Raw genomic sequence first — 23,973 nt, forward strand, 5'->3', positions numbered from 1 at the left:
GAGCTTGTCCCGCGTTGGCTGAGCCTGTCGAGGCCACCGGGAGTGTCCACATCCCCACCCGGCGACCTGTGGATGAATCGCCGCCCAGCCGGGGGGTGTGGATAACTTTCATCTTCGAAAACCCTTGCAAATCAAGCATATTCGTGACACTATCGAACACATGAACGATAACTCGTGTGACGCGGGAGCGCATGATGGCGATGCCGTCGTGGGCATGAATGCGTCCACGGTGCGCGCGTTCCACGATCGCCTCGACGAGGCGATCGCACCCGGCAGCGACCCGGTGGAAGAGCTGCGTGCGTTGGAAGAGTTGCGCAACGCGATCAGCGCCCGACAAGCGCACCTGGCCGTGACCGTCCACGACACCCAGTCCGGGCGCGACGTCCCCCGGTCTATCAGCGACGCGGACACCACCCGGCTGGTCGGTTCCCAGCTCGGGCTGGCGCGTCGGTGCACCCCGCGGCAGGGATCGCGATTCCTGCAGGTCGCGCACGCCCTGACCGAGGACATGCCCCGCACCCTGGCCGCGTTGGCGGCCGGAGTGGTCAGTGAGCACGACGTCACCCGATTGGTCACCGAGACGGCAGGGCTGTCCCGGTCGGATCGCGCGGCGGTGGATGCGTGGGTCGGCGACGACCTGGGCAGGGTGTCCGGGCAGCGCATCGTGACCTCCGCTCGCCGCCACGTGCAGCAGATTGCCCCGGACGTCGTCCGGGCGCGTCGCAAGGCTGCCGAGGCCCAGCGACGAGTCAGTGTCCGCCCGGCGCCGGACTGCATGGCCTATCTGTCGGCGTTATTGCCGGTCAAGGATGCGCTGGCCTGCCATTCAGCACTCGACGCTGCCGCCGATGAGGCGCTCAAGCAGGAAGCCGCAGGCCACGGCGAACCGACAGAAGACGACCCGACAGAAGCTGCAGGAGCTGCGCGGCCCGCTGGGACCCGGCGTGATGCGACCGGCTCGCGGGGCCGGGCGATGGCCGACGCGCTGGTGCAGCGCCTGACCGGACGGGCGCCGGCCACTGGCGGTGTGGATGTCCGAGTGGATCTGCTGATGCCGTGGGACACACTGGTCGGTGACACACCGGGACACGTGCCCGGATACGGTCCGGTGCCGGCCGATCTGGTGCGGGAGTGGTTCACCGCCGGCGACCCGACGGGGCCGTTGGTCCGTCGGTTGTTCACCCAACCGGGCACCGGGGACCTGGTCGGGATGGAGTCACGTGCCCGGCGATATCCGGGGTTGTTGGCCTGGTTGATCCGTGTCCGGGACGACACCTGTCGCACGCCGTGGTGTTCGGCGCCGGTGCGGCATACCGATCACATCCGGCCCCACGCGGCCGGCGGTCCCACCAGTGAGCGCAATGGGCAAGGGTTGTGCGCTCGGTGCAATTACGTGGAGGAGCACCCCGACTTCCACGTCACCGGCACCGCTGCCGAGACCCGCACCGAGACTGCCGGGCTGGTCGCGACGAGTCACCCACCCGCTCCGCCGGGGTTGCCACCGCCGACCAGGTCACACGTCGAACGCACCCTGATCGACCTCACCTGGCAGCACGCCGTCGCGCTGTCCGATCCACCCGAAGGACCCGCGGGGGACGATGAGGGTCGCGCGGCAGTCGATCCCGACGGCGACTGACGGTGAGCGACTGACAAGTGATCCGCGACCAGCCTCAGAGCTGCAATCGGTAGACGTTGGTGTCGCGCTGCTCGAAACCGGCCCGTCGATAGAGCCGGTTGGCAGCTTGCCGGCTCGGGCGTGACGTCAGGTCGACAGTCCGTGCACCCAGCTCCCGAGCCCGATCGATGGCTGCTTCTACCAGCGCCATGCCGGCGCCGGAGCCGCGGGCCGCGCTGACGACCACGACGTCCTCGATCCATGCGCGGGTGCCCGTCGGGATCGGGAAGGTCGCCAGGGTCAGCATCCCGATGACATCGTCGTCGCGAGATGCCACGAAGAGGTCGATGGCGTCGTGGGCGACGAGAGATTCCAGTGCGTCATACCGCAGGGACGGCGCCGATGTGGACAGCTCCGCAACCAGTTGGATTGCGGCAGCGTGAAGTTCGGGCGTTGCGGCACGGACGAGAGCGACGTCGAGATCACGCGAGGGGCTGAGATTCACGCACCAAACGTATGGGACTGGCGAGCGTCGTGAGGCTTTGTTGACCAACGAGGTAGATCTGTCGCGATAGCGACACGGGCCGGCAATTGGTGCACATGGACCGTGGCTTGCGCCCGCGCCTCAGCGATCCGCTGTTGGTCGGCCGGCTGCAGGCCGGAGGCGATGCGCAGGCATCGATCGAGCCAGTCGAGGCCGATCTGCAAGTCGCGGGCCAGCAGCGCAGCATCGGGCTCGAACGCCTCGCCGCCCGCGCGGAAGTAGGCGGACAGGAAGGTCCCAACGACCCTTCGATCCGTCCAGTCTGCGAGCGACATTGCCGTGCGCATCGCTTCCTCGGCAGGCAGCCAGGGAGCGGCAACATCCCAGTCCACCAACCAGGGGTTGCCGCCGGCGAGGAGCAGATTCTTCTGGTCGACGTCACCGTGCGACATCACCCGCCGACCGTCCGGGCGCCGATCGAACCACGCCCGAATCGTCGCTACCTCCGGCGCGATCTGTGCCACAGCGGTCGCGTATGGCGAGCCGATCTCCCGCAGCTGCGCGACGAGCTCGGGCCAGCCGACGCTCGTCGCAGTCGTCGTTGTCGGGAAGACATCGTCGCGAGCCGGCACCGATTGCAGCGCGTGCATCCGAGCCAGATCCTGCGCGACGGCCGCTGCCACGGACGCAGTGACGGGAGCCGGCGGACAAGGACACGAACCGGTGATCCACTCGTGAGCGCGAAACGTCCGACCGCCCACGTCCACCAGCGCGTCACCCGCAGCGGTCAACAGCGGACAGGGCGAACGCACACCGGCACCGATCGCGGCTCGCTCGAAGGCGATTGCCTCCTCGAGCCACGCACGCCATAGCGGATCACCCCACGGGTTGAGCAACTCCTTGATCGCATAGCGACCCTGAGAAGTGCGCACGGACCACAGCCGGTTGGACCAGGCACGACCGACTTCGTCGGTCGACACCACCTCATCGGGTATGCCGAACTCGTGCAGCGCACGACCGAGCAGTTGCAGGCCAGCCACGTGCTCAGCAGTCCGCGAGACGGCACGTCGCACGGGAACGCTCCACGATGTCGTCGCCGGATGTCCCCCACTCCCAGACCCAGGTCAGCGTCGTGCCGTCATACCCGACCCGGATGCGCAGCAGCGGCGCTTCGGTGGTCTCGTAGACACCGGCGTCTCGCGTACGGAAGATGGTCACTCCGGGCGCCTCGCCGAACGCGAGGTGCAGCGCGCCGTCTGTGAGCAGGCCGTGCTCGATGTGCTGCAGGCCGTGCGCGTCCGAGATCGCCTCGTGGTCGACGATCCGGCAGTCGCCGAGGCCACGCCGAACCGCGATCCGCGCCGTGCAGTCACCGCTCTCGATCCCGCGGACCGTGCCGCGGTAGGTGCCCGGTGCGATGTCAGTGACCGAGTCCATCCCTCCTTTCTACTGTGGGCGAGCGTCCTCCGGTGGCGTCTGACCAACATCGGTCCAGACTTCGGTGAGCTCGGCGATCAGTCCGTCCCGCTCGGTGATGAAGCTCGCGACCTGGAACTTCTGGTCCGCGCTGTCCGGTCCGCCGACGATGAGCGCACGTGCGACCGCACGGTCCCCGGAAGCGACGGCGTCGAGGATCTCAAGGCGTTGAAACCCGGGATATTCGGCGTTGAGCCGCACCCACTCGGGCCCGCCGAGCGTCTCCCCGGTGTGCGCATATCGGCAGACGAAGTCCGGATGGAGCAGCTCAACAAGGGTGTCCCAGGCACAAGCATCGATCCGGTTGCACAGGTCTCGTAGCAATGTCTCAGCGGTTGCCATGAGTGGACGGTAGGTGGCGGCACCGACAGCCGACCACGGCAGGCGGAGCGCGCCTACGCTGAGCTATATGTCGACGCGGCTCCCGTACACACCATTGCCGATCGATCAGTCCGGTGTGCTGTACGAGCACGGGCCGGACTCTGCGCGGCGGGAGGACGTCCCGCGTGGGGTGACGACCGAATTCACCATCGGGAACAGCCGGATCTATCCGGGCACTGAGCGCACGGTCTGGGTGCACTCCCCGTATGACGCCTCCGGTGATCCGCTGCCGGTGATCGTCTTCCAGGACGGCTGGTGGTATCTGGATCCGGACGGCGACGTGCGGGGCGCCATCGTGCTCGACAACCTGATCCACGCCGGCGCCATACCGCCGATGATCGGCGTATTCGTGGAGCCCGGCGTATTCCCGGGCATCGACGACGCTCGAAAGCGCAAGAACCGCAACGCCGAGTACGACGCGTTCGACGACCGATATGCCACGTTCCTGCTCGAGGAGGTGCTGCCTCGGGTGGACGAGATCACGCCGACGACGGACGACCCCGACGCGCGTGCACTCTGTGGCGGCAGTAGTGGTGGCAACTGCTCCATCACTGCTGCCTGGCAGCGGCCGGACGCGTTCCGGAAAGTGATCGCCCTGGTGTCCAGCTTCGCGCAGATCCCCGGTGGCAACCCCTACCCGCGGCTGCTCGCGACAACGCCGCGCAAGCCATTGCGGCTCTTCCTGCAGGAGAGTCATCGAGACCTCGGCTGGGACGAGCCGGAGGACAACTGGCTCGCCGAAAACCTCCGCACCGCAGCGGCGCTCGCGGAGGCGGCATACGACTTCCGGTTCGTCCTCGGCGAAGGCGAGCACGCAGGCAACCACGGCGGCGTCCTCCTGCCGGACGCGCTTCGCTGGCTCTGGCGGAACTAGCGGGGGACCAGCGGCAGCCACTCAGGCGCGGCTGCCACAAATTCGTCGCTTGGCAGTCCGCCTGCTCCAGCCGGTATGGCGCCCAACAGGGGCACCGCACCGGTCTCGAAAGCCTCCCGGTTGCTGAGTTCCACCACGGAGGGATCGACCGGCCACGAACCCAGAACAACGCCGAGCGGCTGAATCCCCCTGGCCTGCAACGCTTCCAGCGTCAGCGCGGTGTGGTTCAGGGTGCCCAACGCTGACCGCACCACCACCACGACGGGTGCGTCGAGTGCGGTCGCGAGATCGGCGATCGTCTCGCCGTCTTCGGTCAGCTCCACGAGGAGGCCCCCCGCGCCCTCGACAAGCACGACGTCGAAGGAGCGCTCCAGCGCGGTGATCCGGCCCCGATGATCATCGAGCCGGAGGAGCGTGGCCGACTCGAGCGCTGCGGCCGGTCGCGGTGCCATTGCGGCGACCAAGCGCACGCCGTCCTCGCCACGGACACCGGTGAGACGTTCGACCTCGGCGACGTCGCCGGGTTCGCCGCCGGTGACGCCGGTCTGGGTCGGCTTGTACACCGCCACGCTCCGGCCGGCAGCAGTGTGCACTGCCGAGATCGCAGCCGTGGCAATGGTTTTGCCCACATCGGTGTCGGTCCCGGTCACGAGGAGGACGGTCACGTCATCACCCGCTCAGTTCGCGCGGACACGGCTCGCACCCGTGCCGCCGCCGACCCGACGACGTCCAACGGCAGATCCGCTCGCGCCGTGATGCGCAAGCGGGACACCCCGTCCGGCACGCTCGGTGGCCGGAAGCAGCCGACCAGCACTCCGGCCGAACGCAATTCCTCGCGTGCGGCGACCGCCTCGAGCGGACCTGGCATCGGCACCGACTGCACCGCGCCGGCCGCGGACGTGATGCCGCACTGTTCGGCGATCACCGCCGCGCGCACGTGCACGGCCTCCGCCAGTGCGGGTCGGGTCGCGATGATCCGCGCAGCCTCCGTCGCGGCTCCGGCAGCCGCAGGGGCGAGGCCGGTGTCGAAGATGAAGGATCGTGCCGAGTTGACGAGATGATCCCGCATCGGTCTCCCGGAAAGCACTGCCCCGCCTTGCGCGCCAAGCGACTTGGAGAGCGTCACCGTCACCACCAGGTCAGTCGCGCCCGCGAGCCCGAGCGCCCGGACCCGCCCGCCCCCGTCACCGGCGACCCCGATCCCGTGGGCCTCGTCGACGAGCAACAAGGCGTCGTGGCGTCGGCAGACGGCATGCAGCTCAGCCAGCGGAGCGGCATCTCCGAGGACCGAGTAGATCGACTCCACCGCCACGAGCACGCGCGCGCCGTCGAGTCGACGCAGTCGCGCATCGAGATCAGCCGGGTCGTTGTGCGCGAAGACGTCGTATGGCGACCGCGACATACGGGCCGCATCGTGCAGCGAAGCGTGCGCGTGTGCATCGAGCAGGATGTGCGCACCACGTCCGGTCAGTGCTGTCACGGCGCCCAGGTTGGCGGTATATCCGCTCGAAAACGCAAGCGCGGCAGGCCATTCGGTCAACTCACACAAGGCGGACTCGAGCTCGCGGTGGACCGGGAGGGTGCCCGTCACGAGCCGGGAAGCGCCCGCGCCGGCGCCATACCGCTCGGTCGCCGCAACTGCTGCTTCGACGACGCGTGCGTCGCGAGCCAGGCCGAGGTAGTCGTTCGACGCGAGGTCGATCATCGAGTCGTCGCGCAGCACGGGATCGATGCGGTCGACACCGCGCTCATGACGCAGTCCCGCGCGTTCGGCGAGCCATTGATCCCAGGTCATCCGTGCACCTCGCGCACGGCGGCGACCATCCCGGCACAGATGATTGCGACGTCCTCGTCGGTGCAGACGTATGGCGGCATCGTGTAGACCAGATCGCGGAACGGCCTGACCCACACGCCGTTTCGCACTGCGGCCGCCGTCACTGCGGGCACGTCCACCGGCCCGCCGAGTTGTATGACGCCAACCGCGCCCACCGTCCGCACGCCGACCACCGAGTCCAGCTTGAGCGCGGCCGACAGCCCGGCCCGCAGCCCGGCGTCGACCCGAGATACGTTCTGCGACCAGGAGTCCCGCAACAGGTCCAGCGATGCCGACGCCACCGCGCAGGCCAGTGGATTGGCCATGAAGGTCGGTCCGTGCAGCAGCGCGCCGAAGGACGACTCGGTGATGGCGGCACCGACCCGGGACGACATCAGCACGGCCGCCAGCGACAGGTAGCCGCCCGTCAGCGCCTTGCCGACGCACATGACGTCCGGTGCCACGTCGGCCCATTCACACGCGAAAAGCCTTCCGGTGCGGCCGAATCCGGTGGCGATCTCGTCCGCGACGAGCAACACACCATGCTCGTCAGCGACCTCGCGCATCACCTGCAGGCAACGCGGGTCATAGGGGCGCATTCCGCCGGCGCCCTGCAGCACCGGCTCTACCACGACGGCCGCAAGCTCACGCGCGTGCACCTCGGCCAGAGCCCGGAAGTCGGCTGCCCACTGCACGAACGCCGTCTCGTCCGTGCTCCACACACCGTCGGCGTCGACGGTCGCCATCGGCGGACGCGGGGCGAAGACGTGCGATGCCAGCACACCGGGGAAGGCCGAGTGCATGCCGTCCACCGGGTCACACACACTCATCGCGGCGAACGTGTCGCCGTGGTAGCCACCGCGGATCGTCAGGAACCGTTGCCGCCCAGGGGAACCCGTGGCCGCCTGATACTGCAGCGTGAGTTTCAAGGCGACCTCCACCGACACCGATCCGGAGTCGGCGAAGAAGACGTGCGCCATCGGCCCCGGCGCCATCGCGACGAGTCGCTCGGCGAGCTCGACCGCCGGCTCGTGGGTCAAGCCACCGAACATCACATGGCTGAAGTCGTCGATCTGCCGGTGGGCTGCGGCATCGAGCACCGGGTGCCGGTAGCCGTGCACCGCACACCACCAGGACGCCATCGCATCGACGACCTCGGCCGACGAGTCGTCCGGACACTCCAACGACAGCCGCACCCCGGAGGCGCTCGAAACGGCATACGGCACGGGTCCGTTCAGCGGTGCGTAGGGGTGCCAGACGAGGCCGTGATCGCGCGCGGCGAGGTCCCCGCCGACGTGGCGAGTGGCGAGAGCGGCGGCCTCACGCATTCGGTTGCAGCTCGGTTCCCGCGCCCCGGCGACGGATTGCAGGGTCATGGGTGCCGAGGTCTCCAGCGTCGGGTCTCGATACACCTCCCCCGCTTCGCTCCTCCGGCACTCGACCAGCGCCGCGAAGCACCGCGAAACCGTTGTCCTCGATCATCGCCAGGTCGTCCTTGGCGGCCTGCCCTTCGGAGGTCAGGTAGTCGCCCAGGAAGATCGAATTCGCCAGATGTAGTGCCTGCGCCTGCAGCGACCGCAGGTGCATCTCCCGACCGCCGGCTATGCGGATCTCCTTGTCCGGACACACCATTCGTGCCATGGCGAGGATGCGGAGGCAGCGCAGTGGCGTGAGCTCCCACCGACCTTCGAACTCGGTGCCGTCGAAGGGCATCAGGAAGTTGATCGGGATCGAGTCGGAGCCGAGGTCCCGCAGCGCGAAAAGCGCCTCCACGAGTTGCTCGTCGCTCTCGCCGAGTCCGGCGATCAGGCCGGAGCACGGTGACAGGCCCGCCGACTTGGCCTGCTCGACAGTGTCGACCCGGTCGGCATACGAGTGGGTGGTCACGATCGAATCGTGGTGCGACTCAGCGGTGTTGATGTTGTGGTTGTAGGCGTCGACCCCCGCTGCACGCAGCTTCTCGGCCTGCCCGTCCTTCAACAGCCCGAGGCACGCGCACACCTCGACGTCGGGGTGCTCGTCCTTCAGCGCCGTGACCATCGCCGACACCCGGTCGACATCCCGGTTGGTCGGCCCGCGGCCGCTGCTGACCATGCAGACGCGTGTCGCCCCGCCGCGCAGGCCGGCCGCAGCCTGCTCGATGGCCTCCTCGGTCTGCAGCCACTTGTATTTGAGGATGTCTGTGTCTGAGCCGAGTGCCTGCGAGCAGTAGTGGCAGTCCTCCGGGCACAGGCCGGACTTGAGGTTGACCAGATAGTTGACCTTGACCGAGTTGCCGAAGTACGCCCGCCGCAGCCGTGCGATCGCGGCCGTCATACCGAGCACGTCCTTGTCCGGAGTGCGCAACACCGCAAGCGCGTCATCGGTCGTGGCGTGGTCACCTGAGAGAATCGCAGTGACACGTTCATCGAGGTTCGTCAGATCATTGAACACCGTTCAAGTATGCCGTGCTCGGCGCGACCCGCAACCGGAGGGGAGACAGCCATTCCGTTGAAACACGACGAAGTCGTCGACGCGGCCGTCCGCATCCTGCGCACGCACGGCCTCGCCGACCTCACGATGCGTCGCCTGGCGCGCGAGCTGGGCGTGCAGCCCGGCGCGCTCTACTGGCACGTCGACAACAAACAGACGCTGTTGGTGCAGGTGTGCGAGCGGATGCTCGCCGAGGTCACCACGGCCGCCGGCAGCGAGCCCGCCGCCGGCATCAGGCAACTCGCGCGTGACATCCGAGCTGCCGTGCTGCCGGTGCCCGACGGGTCCGACGTCGTTGCGCTCGGGTATGCACTCGACCCCGGCTCGTCGCCGGCCTTCGTGCGGTTGCGCCGTCTCGTCGGTGCGTTCAGCGACTCACCCGCGGCCGCCCGGGCCGCGACCGACCTCGTCGTCCACCACGTGCTCGGCTCGATCGCCACCGAGCAGAACAGGACCGCCGCCGGCCTGCCGGTCACCGGCGCGACTGCCGCCTTCGAGCGGGGTCTCGACCTCGTGCTCACCTCTCTCACCCCGACCACCGCGCAAAGGAGCAGTCATGGCAGCTGAGGAGATCGTCCCGGACGACAAGGATTGGACCTGGGTCGTCGAACGCCGTTGTCCCGAATGTGAATTCGAGGCAGGCGCGATCCGCGGCGAGGCACTCGGGGCACACATCCTGCGTGCCGTCGAGCGGTGGCCCGAGGTGCTGCACCGTCCCGACGCCCGCGAGCGGAAGCGCCCCGGCGTCTGGTCCGACCTCGAATACGGCGCACACGTCCGCGACGTGCTCGGCGTCTTCGACGGCCGCCTGCGGCTGATGCTCGAGCACGTCGACCCGGCGTTCGACGACTGGGACCAGGACGCCGCCGCGGTCGAGGGCACGTATGCCGAGCAGTCACCGCTCACCGTGGCAGCGCAGATCGGCCCGGCCGCCGACATACTCGCGACGCGGTTCGACACCGTGCCCGACGAAGCGTGGCAGCGCACCGGCCGTCGCTCCAACGGATCGGCCTTCACCGTGCTGACGCTCGGGCAATACTGCCTGCACGACCTCGTGCACCACGCGCACGACGTCGGCGCACCGCTGCGACAGGCCTAGTAGACTGCCCGCACCGGCGTGGGTGATGACCCTTGTGTCAACAGCAGCCCAGAGGGGCGCGCCGGCTCGGACAGTTGACAGCAACCACTAAGGGGAACGGACACCCATGTCCTTCGACTTCAAGGTCAAAGATCTGAGCCTGCACGAGGCAGGACGTCACCAATTGCGCCTCGCCGAGCACGAGATGCCCGGCCTCATGGCGATCCGCGAGGAGTATGCCGCGAGCCAGCCGCTCAAGGGCGCCAAGATCACCGGCTCGCTGCACATGACCGTGCAGACCGCGGTCCTCATCGAGACCCTCACCGCACTCGGCGCGCAGGTGCGCTGGTGCTCCTGCAACATCTTCTCCACCCAGGACGAGGCGGCCGCTGCGGTCGTCGTCGGGCCCGACGGCACCCCCGACGACCCCAAGGGTGTCCCGGTGTTCGCCTGGAAGGGCGAGACACTCGAGGAGTACTGGGACTGCACCAACCTGGCGCTCTCCTGGCCCGAGGGCGACGGTCCCAACATGATCCTGGACGACGGCGGCGACGCCACCATGCTCGTCCACAACGGCAAGGCATGGGAGGCCGCCGGCCAGGTGCCGCCCACGACCGACGACGACGCCGAGGAGTTCCAGGTCTTCAAGGCACTGGTCCGCCGCACCCTGGCCGAGGACCCGCAGAAGTGGACCAAGGCCGCCGGTCAGGTCAAGGGCGTCACCGAGGAGACCACCACCGGCGTCCACCGGCTCTACGAGCTGGCCAAGGACGGCGACCTGCTCTTCCCGGCGATCAACGTCAACGACTCGGTCACCAAGAGCAAGTTCGACAACAAGTACGGCTGCCGCCACTCCGTCCTCGACGGCCTCAACCGCGCCACCGACGTGCTCGTCGGCGGCAAGGTCGCCGTCGTCTGCGGGTATGGCGACGTCGGCAAGGGCTGCGCGTCGGCGCTCGCCGGCCAGGGCGCCCGGGTCATCGTCACCGAGATCGACCCGATCTGCGCGCTGCAGGCCGCGATGGAAGGCTTCCAGGTCGCCCGCCTCGACGACGTCGTCGGCGAGGCTGACATCTTCGTCACGACGACCGGCAACTTCAACATCATCACCGCTGAGCACATGCAGCGGATGAAGAACAAGGCGATCGTGTCCAACATCGGGCACTTCGACAACGAGCTCGACATGGCCGGCCTGGCCAAGGTCGACGGCGTCGTCAAGACCGAGATCAAGCCGCAGGTCCACGAGTGGACCTTCAAGGACGGCAACTCGATCATCGTGCTGTCCGAGGGCCGCCTGATGAACCTCGGCAACGCCACCGGCCACCCGAGCTTCGTGATGTCCAACTCGTTCGCCAACCAGACGATCGCGCAGATCGAGTTGTTCACCAAGCCGGGCGAGTACGACAAGCAGGTCTACGTGCTGCCCAAGCACCTCGACGAGAAGGTCGCCCGCCTGCACCTGCCGGCCCTCGGGGCCCAGCTCACCGAGCTGACCAAGGAGCAGGCCGAGTACATCGGCGTCGACGTGGCCGGCCCCTACAAGCCGGACCACTACCGCTACTGAGTCTGATTGACTCACTCCTCGCACAACTGAAGCGCCCGTGCAACGAACAAGTTCGTTGCACGGGCGCTTCAGTTGTGGTCGTCGTTCGTCGGGCGTCCGCTTGTCGCCTGGTCGCCTCGTCGTCGCCGCTCACCCAAGCTGGTCGAGTGCCGGGGGAGCGCAGCAGAGCAAGCTGGTTGAGTGCCGGGGGAGCGCAGCAGAGCAAGCTGGTTGAGTAGGGCGGGGGAGCGAAGCGGAGGAGCCCGTATCGAAACCCCTCTACGGAACGATGTTGTGGTTGCAGGCGAAGACGTTCCCAGGGTCATAAGCGCGCTTGACCTCGACCAGCCGGGCACGGGTCGCCGGAGGGTATGCCGTCGCGATGTCCTCCTCCGTCGCCGAACCCTGGAAGTTGAGGTAGACACCGCTGCCGTGGGCCGCGACACCGGACCAGGCCGAGCGGAAGGCGGGCTCGAGCAGATCCGCCTGGGCTTCCGGAACCATAGACATCGCGAGCACCATGACCTCGGCGTCGCGATGCGCGAAAGCCGTTGCGTCCCACGGGACTTCGCCGAACGCTCCGCCGAGCGAACGCAGGATCACGCTCGTGGCTGGTGACTCGTGCCGGAACTGCTCGACGGCCACCGTCGCCGTCTCGTCGAGGTCGTCCATCATCACGTTGCGCGCGAACAACCGCAGCCCCGGAGGGAGCGGATGACCCGGCTCGAGGATGTCGCCATACGCCCGCTCCTCGATGCTCGCCCGGGTCACCCGGCCGAGTCCGAGCAGCGGCTCGATCACAGAATCCGCAGTGCTGACATCGCAACCCGTGACGCAGAAGGTCACCGTCGCCGACGAAGCCGCATCGGAACCCGACGGTGGCAGCACGAGCGCGGCGGTGAGCTCACGCGGCGCCCGCCGCATCGCGTTGCGCCACGACCGGATCATGGCCGCCGGATCGACCGGGTCGAAGACGATCTCACCGAAATGAGCGCTGGGAACCTCGGCCGCGATGAAGTCGAAATCGACCACGACACCGAAGTTTCCACCACCTCCGCGCAGCGCCCAGAACAGATCTGCGTGCCGGGTTGCGGAGGCTGTCACGACCGACCCGTCGGCGAGCACCACCCGTGCCGCGACGAGGTTGTCGATGGCCAGGCCGAATCGGCGCACCAGCCAACCGAACCCGCCGCCGAGTGTGAGACCACCGACACCGACACCGGCGGTGTCGCCAGAGGAGATCGCCCAGCCGAGCGGGCGCAGTATCTCGTCGACCCGGGCCCACGTCGCCCCGCCGCCGACGCGCACCACACGACGGTCGGAGTCGACCACGCTGACGTGGTTCAGTCGCCCCAGGTCGATGACGAGTCCACCGTCCGAAGTGCCGTGCGCGAGCAGTCCGTGCCCGCCGGAGCGGACTGCGATCTCCAGTTTGTTGCGCTGCGCGTGCAGCACCGCGTCGACCACCTCACCACGCGTCCCGGGGCGCATGATGACCGCGGGACGCCCCTGCCCGAACAGCACTCCCGCTGCTTCCTCGTATCCCGCGTCCCCGGGCACCAGCGCGTCCGGCAACGTCGTCAGGTTGAAGACCATGACCTCTCCTTCGTATGGAATCCGTTGCTGCACAAGGCTGTCGACATACGACGGATGGCACATCGGCCCAGGGGAGTCACTTTCACGGCCAGCCGGCTGATGCCTGTGACCTACCTCCGGACCGGACTACCGCGCCGGAAGTAGGGCGCACGTACTCCCGCAGGAGGACGCGCGCAGTCGCTCGGGCTCCTAAGCTCGAAACATGGTCAGAGCACGCACGGTCAGTGCTGCCGCAGGGGCGGGGTGGTTCCTGTTCGGCGCCGTCGGTCTCGTCGCAGCGCACGAGTGGAAGGCCCGGTTGCACGAGGCCGAGCAGCGCGCTGAGGCCGCCGAGCGCTCCCGCGAGGAGGAGGCACGCCGGCGTGCGGTGGAGGAACGACTGCGGATCGCGCGCGAGTTGCACGACTCGCTCACCCACAGCATCTCGGTCATCAAGGTGCAGGCCGGGGTCGCGACACACCTGGCCCGCAAGCAGGGCCAGGAGCCGATCGACGCGTTGCTCGCCATACAGGAGGCGAGCGGGGACGCCGCCCGTGAGCTGCGCGAAACACTGGACGTGCTGCGCAAGGAGGACTGCGACGCATCGGACCGGGCCGCCGTCGACCGGCTGCCGACGCTGGTCCGGCGCACCCAGGATGCCGGCCTGCCGACGACCCTGTTGATCCGTGGCCGGGTGCGGCGGCTGCCGGCGGACGTCGACGAGGTCGCGTTCCGCGTCGTGCAGGAGGCACTGACCAATGCGGTGCGGCATGCGGGTGCCGCGTCGGTCACCGTCGAGGTCAGGTATGACGAGGGGCGCGTCACCATCCGCGTCGACGACGACGGGAGCGGCCGGGCACGACCGTCGGCGGTCCCCGGCTATGGTCTGGTCGGCATGCGCGAACGAGTGACCGGTGTGGGCGGGACGTTGCGCGCAGAACCGGTCGCCGGCAAGGGATTCAGCGTGCTCGCGGAACTGCCCGCCTCGTGATCCGAGTCCTGCTCGTCGACGATCAGCCGCTGATCCGCAGCGGCATACGAGCGCTGCTGGACGCCGAGGACGACGTCAGCGTCGTGGCCGAGGCCGGCAACGGTGTCGACGGGGTGCGCCTGGCAGCCGAGCATCGTCCGGACGTGGTGCTGATGGACGTGCAGATGCCGCGGCTGGACGGGATCGAGGCGACCCGCCGGATCATCACCGACCCGACGTTGTCCGGCGTCCGCGTGGTGATGCTGACAAACTACGGCGTCGACGAATACGTCTTCAATGCGCTGCGTGCCGGCGCGTGCGGATTCGTGCTGAAGGACACCGAGCCCGACGAGCTGCTGCACGCCCTGCGGGTGGCGGTCGACGGCGACGCGCTGCTGTCACCGGCGTTGACCCGGCGGCTGATCAGCGAGTTCGTCGCACGGCCGCACACCCGGATCGACGCGACCGCGGCAGCGCAGCTGACCAATCGGGAGCGTGAGGTTGTCGCCCTGGTCGCGACCGGCATGAGCAACGCCGAGATCGCTGCCCGGATGGTGATCAGTCCGATGACCGCCAAGACACATGTCAGCCGTGCCATGACCAAGGTCGGCGCTCGCGATCGGGCGAGCCTGGTGGTCTTCGCCTTCCAGAACGGCCTGGCGACGCCGGCCGACTGACCCGCAGGTGCCGAGTTAGAGGTGCCGGCAGTCGTGCTCGCACCCGCCGGGTGCGATCGGCCCGTCGGAGTGGCTGGCCGGTCGATGCAGCACCGCGTTGGTCGGCGTCACCAGCAGCTCCTCGCCGGTGTCCTGCGCAGTGCCGTCCACGATCAGCGAGTAGCCGTGGTGCACGGTCGGCGGAAACAGCAGTGTCACAACGGGATTCGCCGCGACGTTCTTGGCCGTGCTCTTGCTGCGGGGCGCGCGGAAGACTCCATCGGCCAGCGTCACGTCGGCGCACACCGTGCGCACCTTCGTGCCGTCGGTCGACAGCAGATGTGCGCTGCCGTAGTCGGCGACGGCGGCCGCCAGGCCCTCCAGATCCACTGCGATGCTCACCACACCGAGCCTACTCTCGGTCCGAACACATACGCTGGGGCGTATGCCGCCGACAACGGGGGTGCGGCTCGCTCGTGAAAGGAACCACACACGTGACCAACGGACGTGTTCTCGTCGTCGACGACGACCCCTCGCTGGCCGAGATGCTCGGCATCATCCTGCAGGGGGAAGGCCTGGACGTGACCTTCTGCGCCACGGGAGATCGGGCGATGGAGGCATTCCACGACTCCAAGCCGGACGTCGTGCTGCTCGACGTGATGCTGCCCGGCATCGACGGTGTCGAGGTATGCCGCCTCCTTCGTGCCGAGTCGACCGTGCCGATCGTCATGCTGACCGCGCGCACCGACACCGTCGACGTCGTGCTGGGTCTGGAGTCCGGAGCGGACGACTACATCACCAAGCCGTTCAAGCCGCAGGAGCTCGTGGCACGGGTGCGTGCGCGGCTGCGGCGCGGTGACGACGTGGAGTCGGAGTCGATCACGCTCGGCGACCTGTCCATCGACGTCTCCGGGCACGTCGTGCAGCGTGACGGCGCACCGATCCTGTTGACACCACTGGAGTTCGACCTGCTGGTTGCGCTGGCGCGCAAGCCCTGGCAGGTCTTCTCCCGCGAGACGCTGCTGGAGCAGGTCTGGGGTTACCGGCACGCCGGTGACACCCGCCTGGTCAACGTGCACGTGCAGCGGCTGCGCTCGAAGGTCGAGAAGGACCCGGAGAACCCCGAGATCGTGCTGACCGTGCGTGGCGTCGGCTACAAAGCCGGACCGGCCTGACGGGGCGCGGCTTGCAGCGATCGATGGAGCAGATCTGGCGGCGCACCCGACGCCTTGCCGTCCGGTGCGGCGCCGCGATCGCCAGACTCTGGCGACGGTCGCTGCACTTCCGGGTCGTCACGATCACGGTGTTCCTGGGCCTGTTCGTCGCGCTCGGGCTCGGCACCTACATGTATCAGCGCATCGCCAGCGGATTGGCGTCGCGCGCCACGAACATCGCCGAGCGCGAAGCACTCAACCAGCGCACCGAGGCCCAGAGTCAGTTCAACAATGCGCCGCGCACCGACATCTCCTCGCTGCGAGCGATCGCCCAGCAACTCGCGGTCAGCGTGGGCACCAAGGTCGGTGACCAGAACGTCCGCGTCGTCATCGTTCGGTCGCCCGGCAACACGTTCCAGCCGCTGGGCACGATCTCCACCAAGCCCGGTGACGAGAAGCTCGTCCCCGACTCGGTCCGGGCCGCCGTGCGCAAGGACACGACGCACGCGCAGTTGCAGATCAGCTCGATGGAGGTCGACGGCCGGAAGGTGCCGGCGGTCGTCGTCGGCTCGCGGATCGCCATACCCAATGCGGGCAATTACGACTTCTACCTGATCGCCCCGATGAGTGCCGAGTCGCAGATGCTCGGCATCGTGCGCACGTCGTTCCTGCTGGGCGGCCTGGCGCTGACCCTGCTGTTGGCCGGCATCGCCTACCTGGTGACCCGCATGGTCGTGACACCGGTGCGGGACGCCGCGCACGTGTCGGAACGACTGACCGCGGGTGCGCTTAACGAGCGCATGCAGGTCAGCGGCGAGGACGACCTGGCCCGCCTGGCGACGTCGTTCAATGCGATGGCCGACAGCCTGCAGCGGCAGATCCGGCAGCTGGAAGACCTGTCCAAGCTGCAACAGCGCTTCACCTCGGACGTCTCGCACGAGTTGCGCACACCGCTGACCACCATCCGTATGGCGGTCGACATGATCCACGCCAGTCGCTCCGACTTCGCGGCACCCGTGGCGCGGTCGGCCGAGCTGCTCAGCCGCGAGCTGGACCGCTTCGAGACACTGCTGACCGACCTGCTGGAAATCAGCCGCTTCGACGCCGGCGCCACGACGGCCGGTGACGAGCAGGTCGACCTGCGCGACATCGTCGGTCGGGTCGTCGACGGCTGCGAGCAGCTGGCCAGGTCGCAGGGCGTCAAACTTCGGGTGCACTCCCGCCGCGCGGCGGTCGCCCCGATGGACGCACGGCGGATCGAACGCATCGTGCGCAATCTGGTCACCAACGCCATCGAGCACGCAGAACGCAAGCCGGTGGACATCACCGTCGGCGCCAATCCGACCGCTGTTGCCGTCGCCGTCCGCGACTACGGCGTCGGCCTGCGCCCGGGTGACGCCGAGCAGGTTTTCAACCGCTTCTGGCGGGCGGATCCGGCCCGGGCACGCACCACCGGCGGCACCGGCCTCGGCCTGTCGATCGCGCTGGAGGACGCGCGGCTGCACGACGGCTGGCTGCAGGCCTGGGGCGAGCCGGGCAACGGCGCGTGTTTCCGACTCACCTTGCCGGTGAAGTCCGGGCAACCGATCGGGCGCTCGCCGGTCACCCTGGCGCCCGACGACTCCAGCGTCGGCCTGGCGATGCCGCGCGGCAACAGCCTCACGATCGGCACCCCCGTGGCCGGTGCGCTGCGCCCGGGCACCTCGGTATCGGGTGTTTCAGGATCAGGCGCCCCAGGATCGGGTGCTTCGGGAGCGGGCACCTCGGGATCAGCGCGCGGCGCCGGGCACGACGGCGCGCACGGCTCCGGCCCGGACACCGGGGGCAGCCGGTGACTACCCGGCGCCCCGCACTGCTCGCGCTGATCCTGATGGTCGTGCTGGCGATGGCCGGCTGCAGCGGACTGCCCACCTCCAGCAGCGTTCACGCGGGCAAGGCGGTCGACAACCATGCCGCACCGACCGTCGGCAACATCGAATACCCCGGCCCGACGGACGGCGCCAGCCAGAAGGACATCGTCGGCGGATTCCTCGATGCGACGGCGGGCACCAACCAGAATTACGACCGCGCTCGCGAATACCTCACCAAGGACGCCAGCAGAAACTGGACGCCGCGCACGGTCGCGGTCACGTCCGGCACCCGTGACCTGATCGTCAGCGACAAGAACTCCGTCACCGCGACAGCGGAGAGCACTGCCGCCCTCGACGCCGGCGCGCACCTGACCGAAGAACCCGACGGCGCCACGACCACCGCCGACTTCACCCTCACCAAGGTCGACGGCCAGTGGCGCATCGCCAAGCTCCCGTCGAACTTCGGCCTGTGGATGAGCGTCGATCAGTTCAAGCGGATCTATCAGCCGCAGGAGGTCTACTACGCCGCGTCCACCGGACACACCCTGGTCCCGGACACCCAGTGGTACACCCAGACCGGTCTGGTCAGCTCGCTGGCCGCCGCCGTCATTCGCGGCGCACCCTCCTGGATGCACGGTATGACGCTCCCGTCGCTGCCGAGGGGCAGCGAACTCACCGGGTCGTCGGTGTCGATCGACAACGACGGTGTCGCATCGGTCAACGTCAGCGGCGAGGTCCTGTCGGCCACACCCGCCCAGCGAACCGCGCTGTGGGCCAGCATGCTGGCGACGCTCGGGCAGGTCAGCGAGGTCCGCCGGGTGCGGCTGCTCGTCGACGGGGCACGGTTGCAGGCCCCCGGGCTGCCCGACGCCCCGAGCACGCCGTCCGACCTCGGCTACACCGCGGTGAGCGGGCACCCGGCACAACTGGTCGGGCGGACCAACGCCACCCGGCTGGAGTGGATGGACAACGGCGGCTCCGGCATCGACCTGCGCGATCCGAGCCGCACCAAGGACCTGCCGACCCTGCCGGCCGTCGATCACCACTGGTACCGCCTGGCCGTCTCCGGCGACGGCAAGCAGGTCGCCGCCATTGACGGCGCCGACGAGGTCCTGGGCAGGTGGGTCGGCGGCCACCTCAGCCGGATCAGCGGGTTCGGCACCGACCTGGTCGCGCCGAGCTTCAGCTCGACCCGCGGACCCTCCGGCGACGCCGTCGACGAGCTGTGGGTGGGCGGGCGCTCAACGCCCAAGGACAACACCGGCAAGTCGGCGAACGGCACCTTGTGGGTGCTCGATGCCGAATTGCCGGTCGCCGACGCGCAGCCACAGCCGATCGAGGCGCCGTGGCTGCGGGACAAGCGCATCACCGCCGTCCGGACCTCACCGGATGGCGAGCGCATCGCAGTCGCCGTCCGCACCAAGGGTGGCGCGGCGCAGGTCTACGTCGCCGGTGTGGTGCGCGGCAAGAAGGGCCACGCGCAGTCACTCACCAAACCGTTGCGGGTCGCGCCGAGTGTCACCGACGTCCTGGACATCGGCTGGATCGACTACGTGACTCTCGCGGTCCTGCAGCAGGATGACGACGGCACGACCACGGGCCCGCTCAGCGTCCCGATCGGCGGGCTGAGCAGCAGCCTCGGCGAGACCCCCGGCGGTGAGCAACTGGTCGCCACCGGGTCCGGCACGAGTTCGCTCTACGTCCAGACCACCGCGGACACCGTGCTCACGCGGGTCGGCGCGAGTTGGCAGCAGGTCCCCGGCGTGATCGCGATCATTGCGTCCGGGACCTGATCGCGCTTTCTCTCCCGTTCGTCCACATCCCTGCCGCACCGTCCACATCCCTGCCGCACCGCGGCGTCCGTCCACCGGCCGGGGCGTGCCGCTGGCGTCAGCCGCTCCCGCGGACGCAATCTCGGACGATGGCCTTCGCCGCGCTCCGGGCCGTCGCCGATCTGGCGCTCCCGCGCACCTGCGCCGGCTGCGCTGCGCAACCGGTGGCGTTGTGCGAAGCCTGCTCGACGGAGCTGCGCGACGCGATGATGACGGTCGCCACGGCGACCCGACCGACCCCGTGTCCGGAGGGCTTCCCGGTCACCTGGTCGCAGACGTCGTACGACGGGGTGGTGGCCGCGCTGCTGCGGTCGTTCAAGGACGCCGGACGTGCCGACCTCGCACCGCAGCTGGGCCGGCTGCTGCGGTCGGCGCTCGCCGGCCTGATCAGCCACGACCCCGCGTGCGCGCAGGCACTGCATGCGGGGCAGCAGCTGCTGGTGGTGCCGATGCCCAGCCGGTCGTCGTCGACCCGCGGGCGTGGCCGCGAGCCGACCGTGGAGTTGACGCGCAGTGCCGTGCGCGCGACGCCGCCGCTGGTGGTCTGCCGGGCACTGCGGGTGTCCGACAACGGGCGCGACCAGGCCGGTCTCGGTGCGCAGGACCGGGCCCGCAACCTGCGCGGGGCGATGCGGCTGTCCGGTGCCGGACGTGCCCGGGTGCGCGGGCGGGTGTGCGTGGTTCTGGACGACATTGTCACGACCGGCTCGTCGCTGGTCGAGGCCCGCGCGACTCTGCTGTCCGGCGGCGCCACGGACGTCGTGGCTGCGACGGTCGCGGCCACGCGCAGGCGGGGTGGCTGACCGTGCTTGTCGGCGACCACGCCGCCGTCATAACAGGGCCCGTGACGCCCAACCGTTTACTCCGTCGGTCCGGTGGTTTAACGTCGGTGCATGGAGCACATCGTGCGGGTCCCATACGTGGCCCACCCCGTGCGACAGGTTGCTCCGCGAGTCCTCCTGGAGGAGGTGGTTGAGCGGTAGACAAGGGATGCCGGCCCGCCTCATGCCATGCAGTCGAGACCAGGAGTGCACCATGGAGATCACCGTTACCGGACGTCATGTCACGGTCCCCGATCGTTTTCGTCGGCACATCGAAGAGAAGCTGAGCAAAGTCCCTCAGCTGGACCCGCGGGTCAGTCGGTGCGATGTCGTCATCACGCACGAGGCCAACCCACGGCAGGCCAAGGAAGCGGAACGCATAGAGATCACCTGTCGCGCCAAGCGATCGGTCATCCGCGCCGAAGCAAGCGCGGACGATGTCTACGGCGCGCTCGACATCGCGATGACTCGCCTCGGCGAACGCCTGCGCCGCAAGAACGACAAGCGCCGGGTCCACCGGGGCAGGAAGCAGCCCACGTCGGTCCACGACGCGACGTCGGCCATCGCACTCCCTTCAGCGGAGCAGGACGGCGACGAGACGCCGTTGCCCGCACACATTGCCAAGGTCGGCGGTGACGAGGACTGCCCGATCCACATCCGGGAGAAGGTCCACTCCAGCCCGCCGATGGGCGTCGACCAGGCACTCAACGAGATGGAGCTGGTCGGCCACGACTTCTACCTCTACCAGGACGCGGAGACCGGCCGACCCTGTGTGGTCTATCGTCGGCGTGGTTGGTCCTACGGCGTCATACAGCTGGACGTCGTCGCGGAGCAGGCTGCCGCGAGCAGTGCATGACACCTGCCGGAAGCCGACAGAGCCTGAAGCAAGCTGACAGAACCTGAAGCGAGCATGATTAGGACACGTGACTGAGATCAAGAGCACAGACAGCGGGACCGGTGCAGCATCGGTCCCGCTGTCTGCGCGTCCCGACCGGGTCAGCGTGCTGCTGGTCGAGGACTACAAGATCTACCGGCACGGCCTGCGGATGATCCTCGACCTCGAGGACGACATCGCGGTGATCGGCGAGACCGGCAGCGCGGTCGAGGCGCTGGACCTCGCGGCCACGAAGCGCCCGGACGTCGTCGTCCTGGACATCCTGCTGACCGACGGCAACGGACTGCAGGTGTGCCGAGAGATCTGTGCGTCGTCACCCGGGACCAAGGTGTTGATGCTGACCGCGTCGGACGACGACGCCGATCTGGTCGAGGCGGTCAAGGCGGGTGCGACCGGTTATCTGCTCAAGGACATCGCGCCGGACCAGTTGCCGGAGTCGATCCGGGTCGTCGCCGGCGGGCAGTCGCTGCTCGCACCCGAGCTCGGCTCGGTGCTGTTCTCGGAGTTCTCCGCGCTGGTGCGCGGCGCGCCGCCACGGGAGGAGGAGCCGGCCGGCGAGTTGACCGATCGAGAGCGGGAGGTCCTGGGGCTGGTCGCCCGCGGATGGTCCAACCGCAAGATCGCCGAAGAGTTGTTCATCGCCGAGAACACCGTCAAGAACCACGTCCGCAACATCCTGGACAAGCTGCAGTTGCGCAGCCGGATGCAGGCGGCGTTGTATGCCGTGCGCGGTGGCCTGATCGGTGACCCGGCCGACGGGGACTGAGCTCAGGCGTCCGCGAGCCGTTCATAGAGATGCAGGTCCACGACGGTGCCGTCGCCGAGCCGCTCCGCCCGGCGCGCGCAGCCGAACTCCCGGTAGCCGGCCCGATCCGCGACCGCGGCCGACCGATCGTTGCCCTCGGCGATGCCGATGTGCACGCGGCGCAGCCCGAGACCACCGTGCGCCTCCGGCATGAAGGCGTATGACGTGACGGCCTCCAGGGCATGGGTGGCCAGCCCACGGTCACGGGCGTTCGTCGACAGCCAGTAGCCCACCTCGGCAGCTCCGTCCTCGAAGTGCTGCAGCCCGATGACGCCGGCGAAATCCACCTCGGCAGTGTCGTCCCGGTCGGCACAGACGACCCACCAGCAGCCGTGCCCGGCGGTGTCGACATACCGGCGCAGCGCGACGTAGTCCCGTGCGCGGCGGTCCAGGTCGTCCTGCGGCACGGACAGCCATCGGCGGACCTCCGGCTCCGCCCAGGACCGTGCGAGGGCCGCGGCGTCGTCCCGGCGGAACGGGCGCAGCCGCACCTGCGGGAAGTCGAGCGCCGGCGGCTTGAGCGCGCGCTGGGTCTCGCGGTCGTCGCCGGCGAGCAGCTCGAAGTAGGCGCCGTCGGTGATCCGCCCGTCGGCAGCGGTGTAGGCCTGTCGGTCCTCGCCCCACTTGCGGAAGCCCGCGGCACGCAGCACGGACTGCGAGGCGACGTTGTCCAGGTCGGTTTCTGCATACAGCCTGGTCAGCCCGAGCCCGCCGTCCTGCGTGCTGGTGAACGCGTGGGAGCAGACGGCTTCCATCGCCACCCCGAGCGCGCCACGCCCGCGACCGGACGCGAACAACCAGTAGCCGACCTCCGCGGAGGTCACAGTGGCCTCGCCGATGTTGAAGATCGAGATGCTGCCCAGCGGTGCGTCGGTGGGCCCGTCGGCGATGCACCAGCCCACTACCGAGCCCTCGTCGATGAAGCGCCGCTGGCGGGCGTGCCAGCGCGGGTAGGTCGCCTTGTCGACGTGCGCGCCGGTCGGCAGGTAGTGCTTGGCGAGGGCGTCTGCTTCGTCCGGAAGACCGTCGACATCGTCATCCCGCCACGGCCGCAGACGCAGCCCATCCAGCTCGATCGTCGGTATGACGCACGGCGAAACCCGTTGTGCGTCAACGTCATCCGATGCCAGCAACTCCCAGTTGAGCGCATCGCTCGGGGCGCGGTCATCGTGCGCGAGCACCGACTGCTCGATGCCCCACATCCGGAAGCCGGCGCGTCGCAGCACGCGGGCCGAGGCGAAGTTGGCGATGTCCGTGCCGGCCTGCAGCCGGTGCAGGCCGAGCTCGCCGAAGGCGTACTCCCGGACCAGCTCGACGGCCTGACCGGCGATGCCGCGCCCGCGGGCCTGCGGGTAGAGCCAGTAGCCGATCTCGCCGTTGCCGCGGGTGAAGTCGATGTCCAGATTGCGCAACTGGACGTAGCCGAGCGGTTCGTCCGATGCCGCGTCGGCGATGCACCAGTAGATGCCTGCCCCGACAGCCATCTGCTGCTCGCGGTCGCGCAGCCACTCGGCATACGTGCTCGGCGTCGGCTGCATCCGGGTCACCATCAGCCGGCTCGCCTCGTCCGGCTCCTGGATCCACCGCGCGTCGTCCTCGCGCCACGGACGCAACCGGATCTCCTGCGTTGCCAACACCTTCGGCTCCATCAGGTCAGCCAATCACGCGCCCGTCGGTCG

Annotated in this window: 24 protein-coding genes; 13 read left to right on the top strand and 11 right to left on the bottom strand. The window is 68.9% G+C overall.

Annotated elements, in window-relative coordinates:
* Window positions 1-160: 160 nt before the first annotated feature.
* Window positions 161-1,636 carry a DUF222 domain-containing protein gene (locus ACSZL9_RS10190; protein WP_446665382.1) on the top strand — a complete coding sequence of 492 codons (1,476 nt, stop codon included), beginning with the start codon at window positions 161-163 and terminating at the stop codon, window positions 1,634-1,636.
* Window positions 1,637-1,670: 34 nt separating this feature from the next.
* On the opposite strand, the gene ACSZL9_RS10195 is transcribed toward ACSZL9_RS10190, so the two are convergent.
* From ACSZL9_RS10195 to ACSZL9_RS10210, 4 genes are read right to left on the bottom strand one after another with little or no spacing between them, the layout of a single operon-like run.
* Window positions 1,671-2,120, bottom strand: a complete 450-nt coding sequence (locus ACSZL9_RS10195; protein ID WP_446665383.1) for a GNAT family N-acetyltransferase — start codon at window positions 2,118-2,120, stop codon at window positions 1,671-1,673.
* Complete coding sequence (locus ACSZL9_RS10200) at window positions 2,117-3,139, bottom strand: phosphotransferase family protein (protein ID WP_446665384.1); 1,023 nt, start codon at window positions 3,137-3,139, stop codon at window positions 2,117-2,119. The genes ACSZL9_RS10195 and ACSZL9_RS10200 overlap by 4 nt, the downstream gene beginning before the upstream one ends.
* 4 nt (window positions 3,140-3,143) lie before the next feature.
* Complete coding sequence (locus ACSZL9_RS10205) at window positions 3,144-3,536, bottom strand: hypothetical protein (RefSeq protein WP_446665385.1); 393 nt, start codon at window positions 3,534-3,536, stop codon at window positions 3,144-3,146.
* 9 nt (window positions 3,537-3,545) lie between these two features.
* Window positions 3,546-3,917, bottom strand: a complete 372-nt coding sequence (locus ACSZL9_RS10210) for a nuclear transport factor 2 family protein (protein ID WP_446665386.1) — start codon at window positions 3,915-3,917, stop codon at window positions 3,546-3,548.
* A gap of 67 nt (window positions 3,918-3,984) precedes the next feature.
* On the opposite strand from ACSZL9_RS10210, the gene ACSZL9_RS10215 reads away from it, so the two are divergent.
* Window positions 3,985-4,830: an alpha/beta hydrolase gene (locus ACSZL9_RS10215; protein WP_446665387.1), complete on the top strand. Its 846-nt coding sequence runs from the start codon at window positions 3,985-3,987 to the stop codon at window positions 4,828-4,830.
* On the opposite strand, the gene bioD is transcribed toward ACSZL9_RS10215, so the two are convergent.
* The 4 genes from bioD to bioB are packed head-to-tail and all read right to left on the bottom strand — an operon-like array spanning window position 4,827 to window position 9,076.
* Window positions 4,827-5,495, bottom strand: coding sequence for a dethiobiotin synthase (bioD, locus tag ACSZL9_RS10220; protein ID WP_446665388.1), 669 nt, complete (start codon window positions 5,493-5,495; stop codon window positions 4,827-4,829). The two genes, ACSZL9_RS10215 and bioD, sit on opposite strands and share 4 nt — an antisense overlap.
* Complete coding sequence (locus tag ACSZL9_RS10225) at window positions 5,492-6,625, bottom strand: 8-amino-7-oxononanoate synthase (RefSeq protein ID WP_446665389.1); 1,134 nt, start codon at window positions 6,623-6,625, stop codon at window positions 5,492-5,494. Before ACSZL9_RS10225 ends, bioD begins: the two co-directional genes overlap by 4 nt.
* On the bottom strand, window positions 6,622-7,971 hold the full coding sequence (locus tag ACSZL9_RS10230) for an adenosylmethionine--8-amino-7-oxononanoate transaminase (protein WP_446665390.1): 1,350 nt from the start codon (window positions 7,969-7,971) through the stop codon (window positions 6,622-6,624). The genes ACSZL9_RS10225 and ACSZL9_RS10230 overlap by 4 nt, the downstream gene beginning before the upstream one ends.
* A complete protein-coding gene (gene bioB / locus ACSZL9_RS10235) occupies window positions 7,964-9,076 on the bottom strand; it encodes a biotin synthase BioB (RefSeq protein ID WP_446665391.1) in 1,113 nt (370 codons plus the stop codon). Before bioB ends, ACSZL9_RS10230 begins: the two co-directional genes overlap by 8 nt.
* Before the next feature lie 57 nt (window positions 9,077-9,133).
* Between bioB and ACSZL9_RS10240 the strand changes: the two genes are divergently transcribed.
* From ACSZL9_RS10240 to ahcY, 3 genes are all read left to right on the top strand, one after another.
* Window positions 9,134-9,682 carry a TetR/AcrR family transcriptional regulator gene (locus ACSZL9_RS10240; protein WP_446665392.1) on the top strand — a complete coding sequence of 183 codons (549 nt, stop codon included), beginning with the start codon at window positions 9,134-9,136 and terminating at the stop codon, window positions 9,680-9,682.
* Complete coding sequence (locus tag ACSZL9_RS10245; RefSeq protein ID WP_446665393.1) at window positions 9,672-10,214, top strand: DinB family protein; 543 nt, start codon at window positions 9,672-9,674, stop codon at window positions 10,212-10,214. The genes ACSZL9_RS10240 and ACSZL9_RS10245 overlap by 11 nt, the downstream gene beginning before the upstream one ends.
* A gap of 106 nt (window positions 10,215-10,320) precedes the next feature.
* On the top strand, window positions 10,321-11,757 hold the full coding sequence (ahcY, locus tag ACSZL9_RS10250; protein WP_446665394.1) for an adenosylhomocysteinase: 1,437 nt from the start codon (window positions 10,321-10,323) through the stop codon (window positions 11,755-11,757).
* A gap of 258 nt (window positions 11,758-12,015) precedes the next feature.
* Here the strand turns inward: ahcY and ACSZL9_RS10255 are convergent, their stop codons facing one another.
* Window positions 12,016-13,332, bottom strand: coding sequence for an FAD-binding oxidoreductase (locus ACSZL9_RS10255; protein ID WP_446665395.1), 1,317 nt, complete (start codon window positions 13,330-13,332; stop codon window positions 12,016-12,018).
* Between the two features lie 202 nt (window positions 13,333-13,534).
* Between ACSZL9_RS10255 and ACSZL9_RS10260 the strand changes: the two genes are divergently transcribed.
* Both ACSZL9_RS10260 and ACSZL9_RS10265 read left to right on the top strand, forming a co-directional pair.
* Window positions 13,535-14,302 (top strand): sensor histidine kinase, encoded by a 768-nt coding sequence (locus ACSZL9_RS10260; protein WP_446665396.1) that lies wholly within the window; start codon window positions 13,535-13,537, stop codon window positions 14,300-14,302.
* Complete coding sequence (locus ACSZL9_RS10265) at window positions 14,299-14,958, top strand: response regulator (protein WP_446665397.1); 660 nt, start codon at window positions 14,299-14,301, stop codon at window positions 14,956-14,958. The genes ACSZL9_RS10260 and ACSZL9_RS10265 overlap by 4 nt, the downstream gene beginning before the upstream one ends.
* Before the next feature lie 15 nt (window positions 14,959-14,973).
* On the opposite strand, the gene ACSZL9_RS10270 is transcribed toward ACSZL9_RS10265, so the two are convergent.
* On the bottom strand, window positions 14,974-15,339 hold the full coding sequence (locus ACSZL9_RS10270) for a pyridoxamine 5'-phosphate oxidase (protein WP_446665398.1): 366 nt from the start codon (window positions 15,337-15,339) through the stop codon (window positions 14,974-14,976).
* A gap of 92 nt (window positions 15,340-15,431) precedes the next feature.
* On the opposite strand from ACSZL9_RS10270, the gene mtrA reads away from it, so the two are divergent.
* The 6 genes from mtrA (at window position 15,432) to ACSZL9_RS10300 (ending at window position 22,255) form a co-directional block, all read left to right on the top strand.
* Window positions 15,432-16,112, top strand: coding sequence for an MtrAB system response regulator MtrA (mtrA, locus tag ACSZL9_RS10275; protein ID WP_446665399.1), 681 nt, complete (start codon window positions 15,432-15,434; stop codon window positions 16,110-16,112).
* Between the two features lie 23 nt (window positions 16,113-16,135).
* Window positions 16,136-17,926 (top strand): MtrAB system histidine kinase MtrB, encoded by a 1,791-nt coding sequence (gene mtrB / locus ACSZL9_RS10280; RefSeq protein ID WP_446665400.1) that lies wholly within the window; start codon window positions 16,136-16,138, stop codon window positions 17,924-17,926.
* Complete coding sequence (locus tag ACSZL9_RS10285) at window positions 17,923-19,734, top strand: LpqB family beta-propeller domain-containing protein (RefSeq protein WP_446665401.1); 1,812 nt, start codon at window positions 17,923-17,925, stop codon at window positions 19,732-19,734. The genes mtrB and ACSZL9_RS10285 overlap by 4 nt, the downstream gene beginning before the upstream one ends.
* Before the next feature lie 128 nt (window positions 19,735-19,862).
* The gene (locus tag ACSZL9_RS10290; RefSeq protein WP_446665402.1) at window positions 19,863-20,576 is read left to right on the top strand and encodes a ComF family protein; all 714 of its coding nucleotides are present in this window, start codon (window positions 19,863-19,865) and stop codon (window positions 20,574-20,576) included.
* Window positions 20,577-20,808: 232 nt separating this feature from the next.
* Complete coding sequence (gene hpf / locus ACSZL9_RS10295) at window positions 20,809-21,450, top strand: ribosome hibernation-promoting factor, HPF/YfiA family (RefSeq protein WP_446665403.1); 642 nt, start codon at window positions 20,809-20,811, stop codon at window positions 21,448-21,450.
* 67 nt (window positions 21,451-21,517) lie between these two features.
* A complete protein-coding gene (locus tag ACSZL9_RS10300) occupies window positions 21,518-22,255 on the top strand; it encodes a response regulator (RefSeq protein WP_446665404.1) in 738 nt (245 codons plus the stop codon).
* A gap of 2 nt (window positions 22,256-22,257) precedes the next feature.
* Here ACSZL9_RS10300 and ACSZL9_RS10305 read toward each other — a convergent pair whose 3' ends face one another.
* On the bottom strand, window positions 22,258-23,943 hold the full coding sequence (locus ACSZL9_RS10305) for a GNAT family N-acetyltransferase (protein WP_446665405.1): 1,686 nt from the start codon (window positions 23,941-23,943) through the stop codon (window positions 22,258-22,260).
* Window positions 23,944-23,973: the final 30 nt, after the last annotated feature.

The organism is Flexivirga sp. B27, from assembly GCF_052905685.1.

What these genes read in the sequence shown, in the direction of transcription:
- ACSZL9_RS10190 (WP_446665382.1), top strand. Translation starts at nt 161, where the DNA reads ATGAACGATAACTCGTGTGACGCGGGAGCGCATGATGGCGATGCCGTC.
- ACSZL9_RS10205 (WP_446665385.1), bottom strand. Translation starts at nt 3,536, where the DNA reads ATGGACTCGGTCACTGACATCGCACCGGGCACCTACCGCGGCACGGTC.
- ACSZL9_RS10210 (WP_446665386.1), bottom strand. Translation starts at nt 3,917, where the DNA reads ATGGCAACCGCTGAGACATTGCTACGAGACCTGTGCAACCGGATCGAT.
- ACSZL9_RS10215 (WP_446665387.1), top strand. Translation starts at nt 3,985, where the DNA reads ATGTCGACGCGGCTCCCGTACACACCATTGCCGATCGATCAGTCCGGT.
- ACSZL9_RS10225 (WP_446665389.1), bottom strand. Translation starts at nt 6,625, where the DNA reads ATGACCTGGGATCAATGGCTCGCCGAACGCGCGGGACTGCGTCATGAG.
- ACSZL9_RS10230 (WP_446665390.1), bottom strand. Translation starts at nt 7,971, where the DNA reads ATGCGTGAGGCCGCCGCTCTCGCCACTCGCCACGTCGGCGGGGACCTC.
- ACSZL9_RS10245 (WP_446665393.1), top strand. Translation starts at nt 9,672, where the DNA reads ATGGCAGCTGAGGAGATCGTCCCGGACGACAAGGATTGGACCTGGGTC.
- ahcY (WP_446665394.1), top strand. Translation starts at nt 10,321, where the DNA reads ATGTCCTTCGACTTCAAGGTCAAAGATCTGAGCCTGCACGAGGCAGGA.
- ACSZL9_RS10255 (WP_446665395.1), bottom strand. Translation starts at nt 13,332, where the DNA reads ATGGTCTTCAACCTGACGACGTTGCCGGACGCGCTGGTGCCCGGGGAC.
- ACSZL9_RS10260 (WP_446665396.1), top strand. Translation starts at nt 13,535, where the DNA reads ATGGTCAGAGCACGCACGGTCAGTGCTGCCGCAGGGGCGGGGTGGTTC.
- mtrB (WP_446665400.1), top strand. Translation starts at nt 16,136, where the DNA reads ATGGAGCAGATCTGGCGGCGCACCCGACGCCTTGCCGTCCGGTGCGGC.
- ACSZL9_RS10290 (WP_446665402.1), top strand. Translation starts at nt 19,863, where the DNA reads ATGGCCTTCGCCGCGCTCCGGGCCGTCGCCGATCTGGCGCTCCCGCGC.
- hpf (WP_446665403.1), top strand. Translation starts at nt 20,809, where the DNA reads ATGGAGATCACCGTTACCGGACGTCATGTCACGGTCCCCGATCGTTTT.
- ACSZL9_RS10305 (WP_446665405.1), bottom strand. Translation starts at nt 23,943, where the DNA reads ATGGAGCCGAAGGTGTTGGCAACGCAGGAGATCCGGTTGCGTCCGTGG.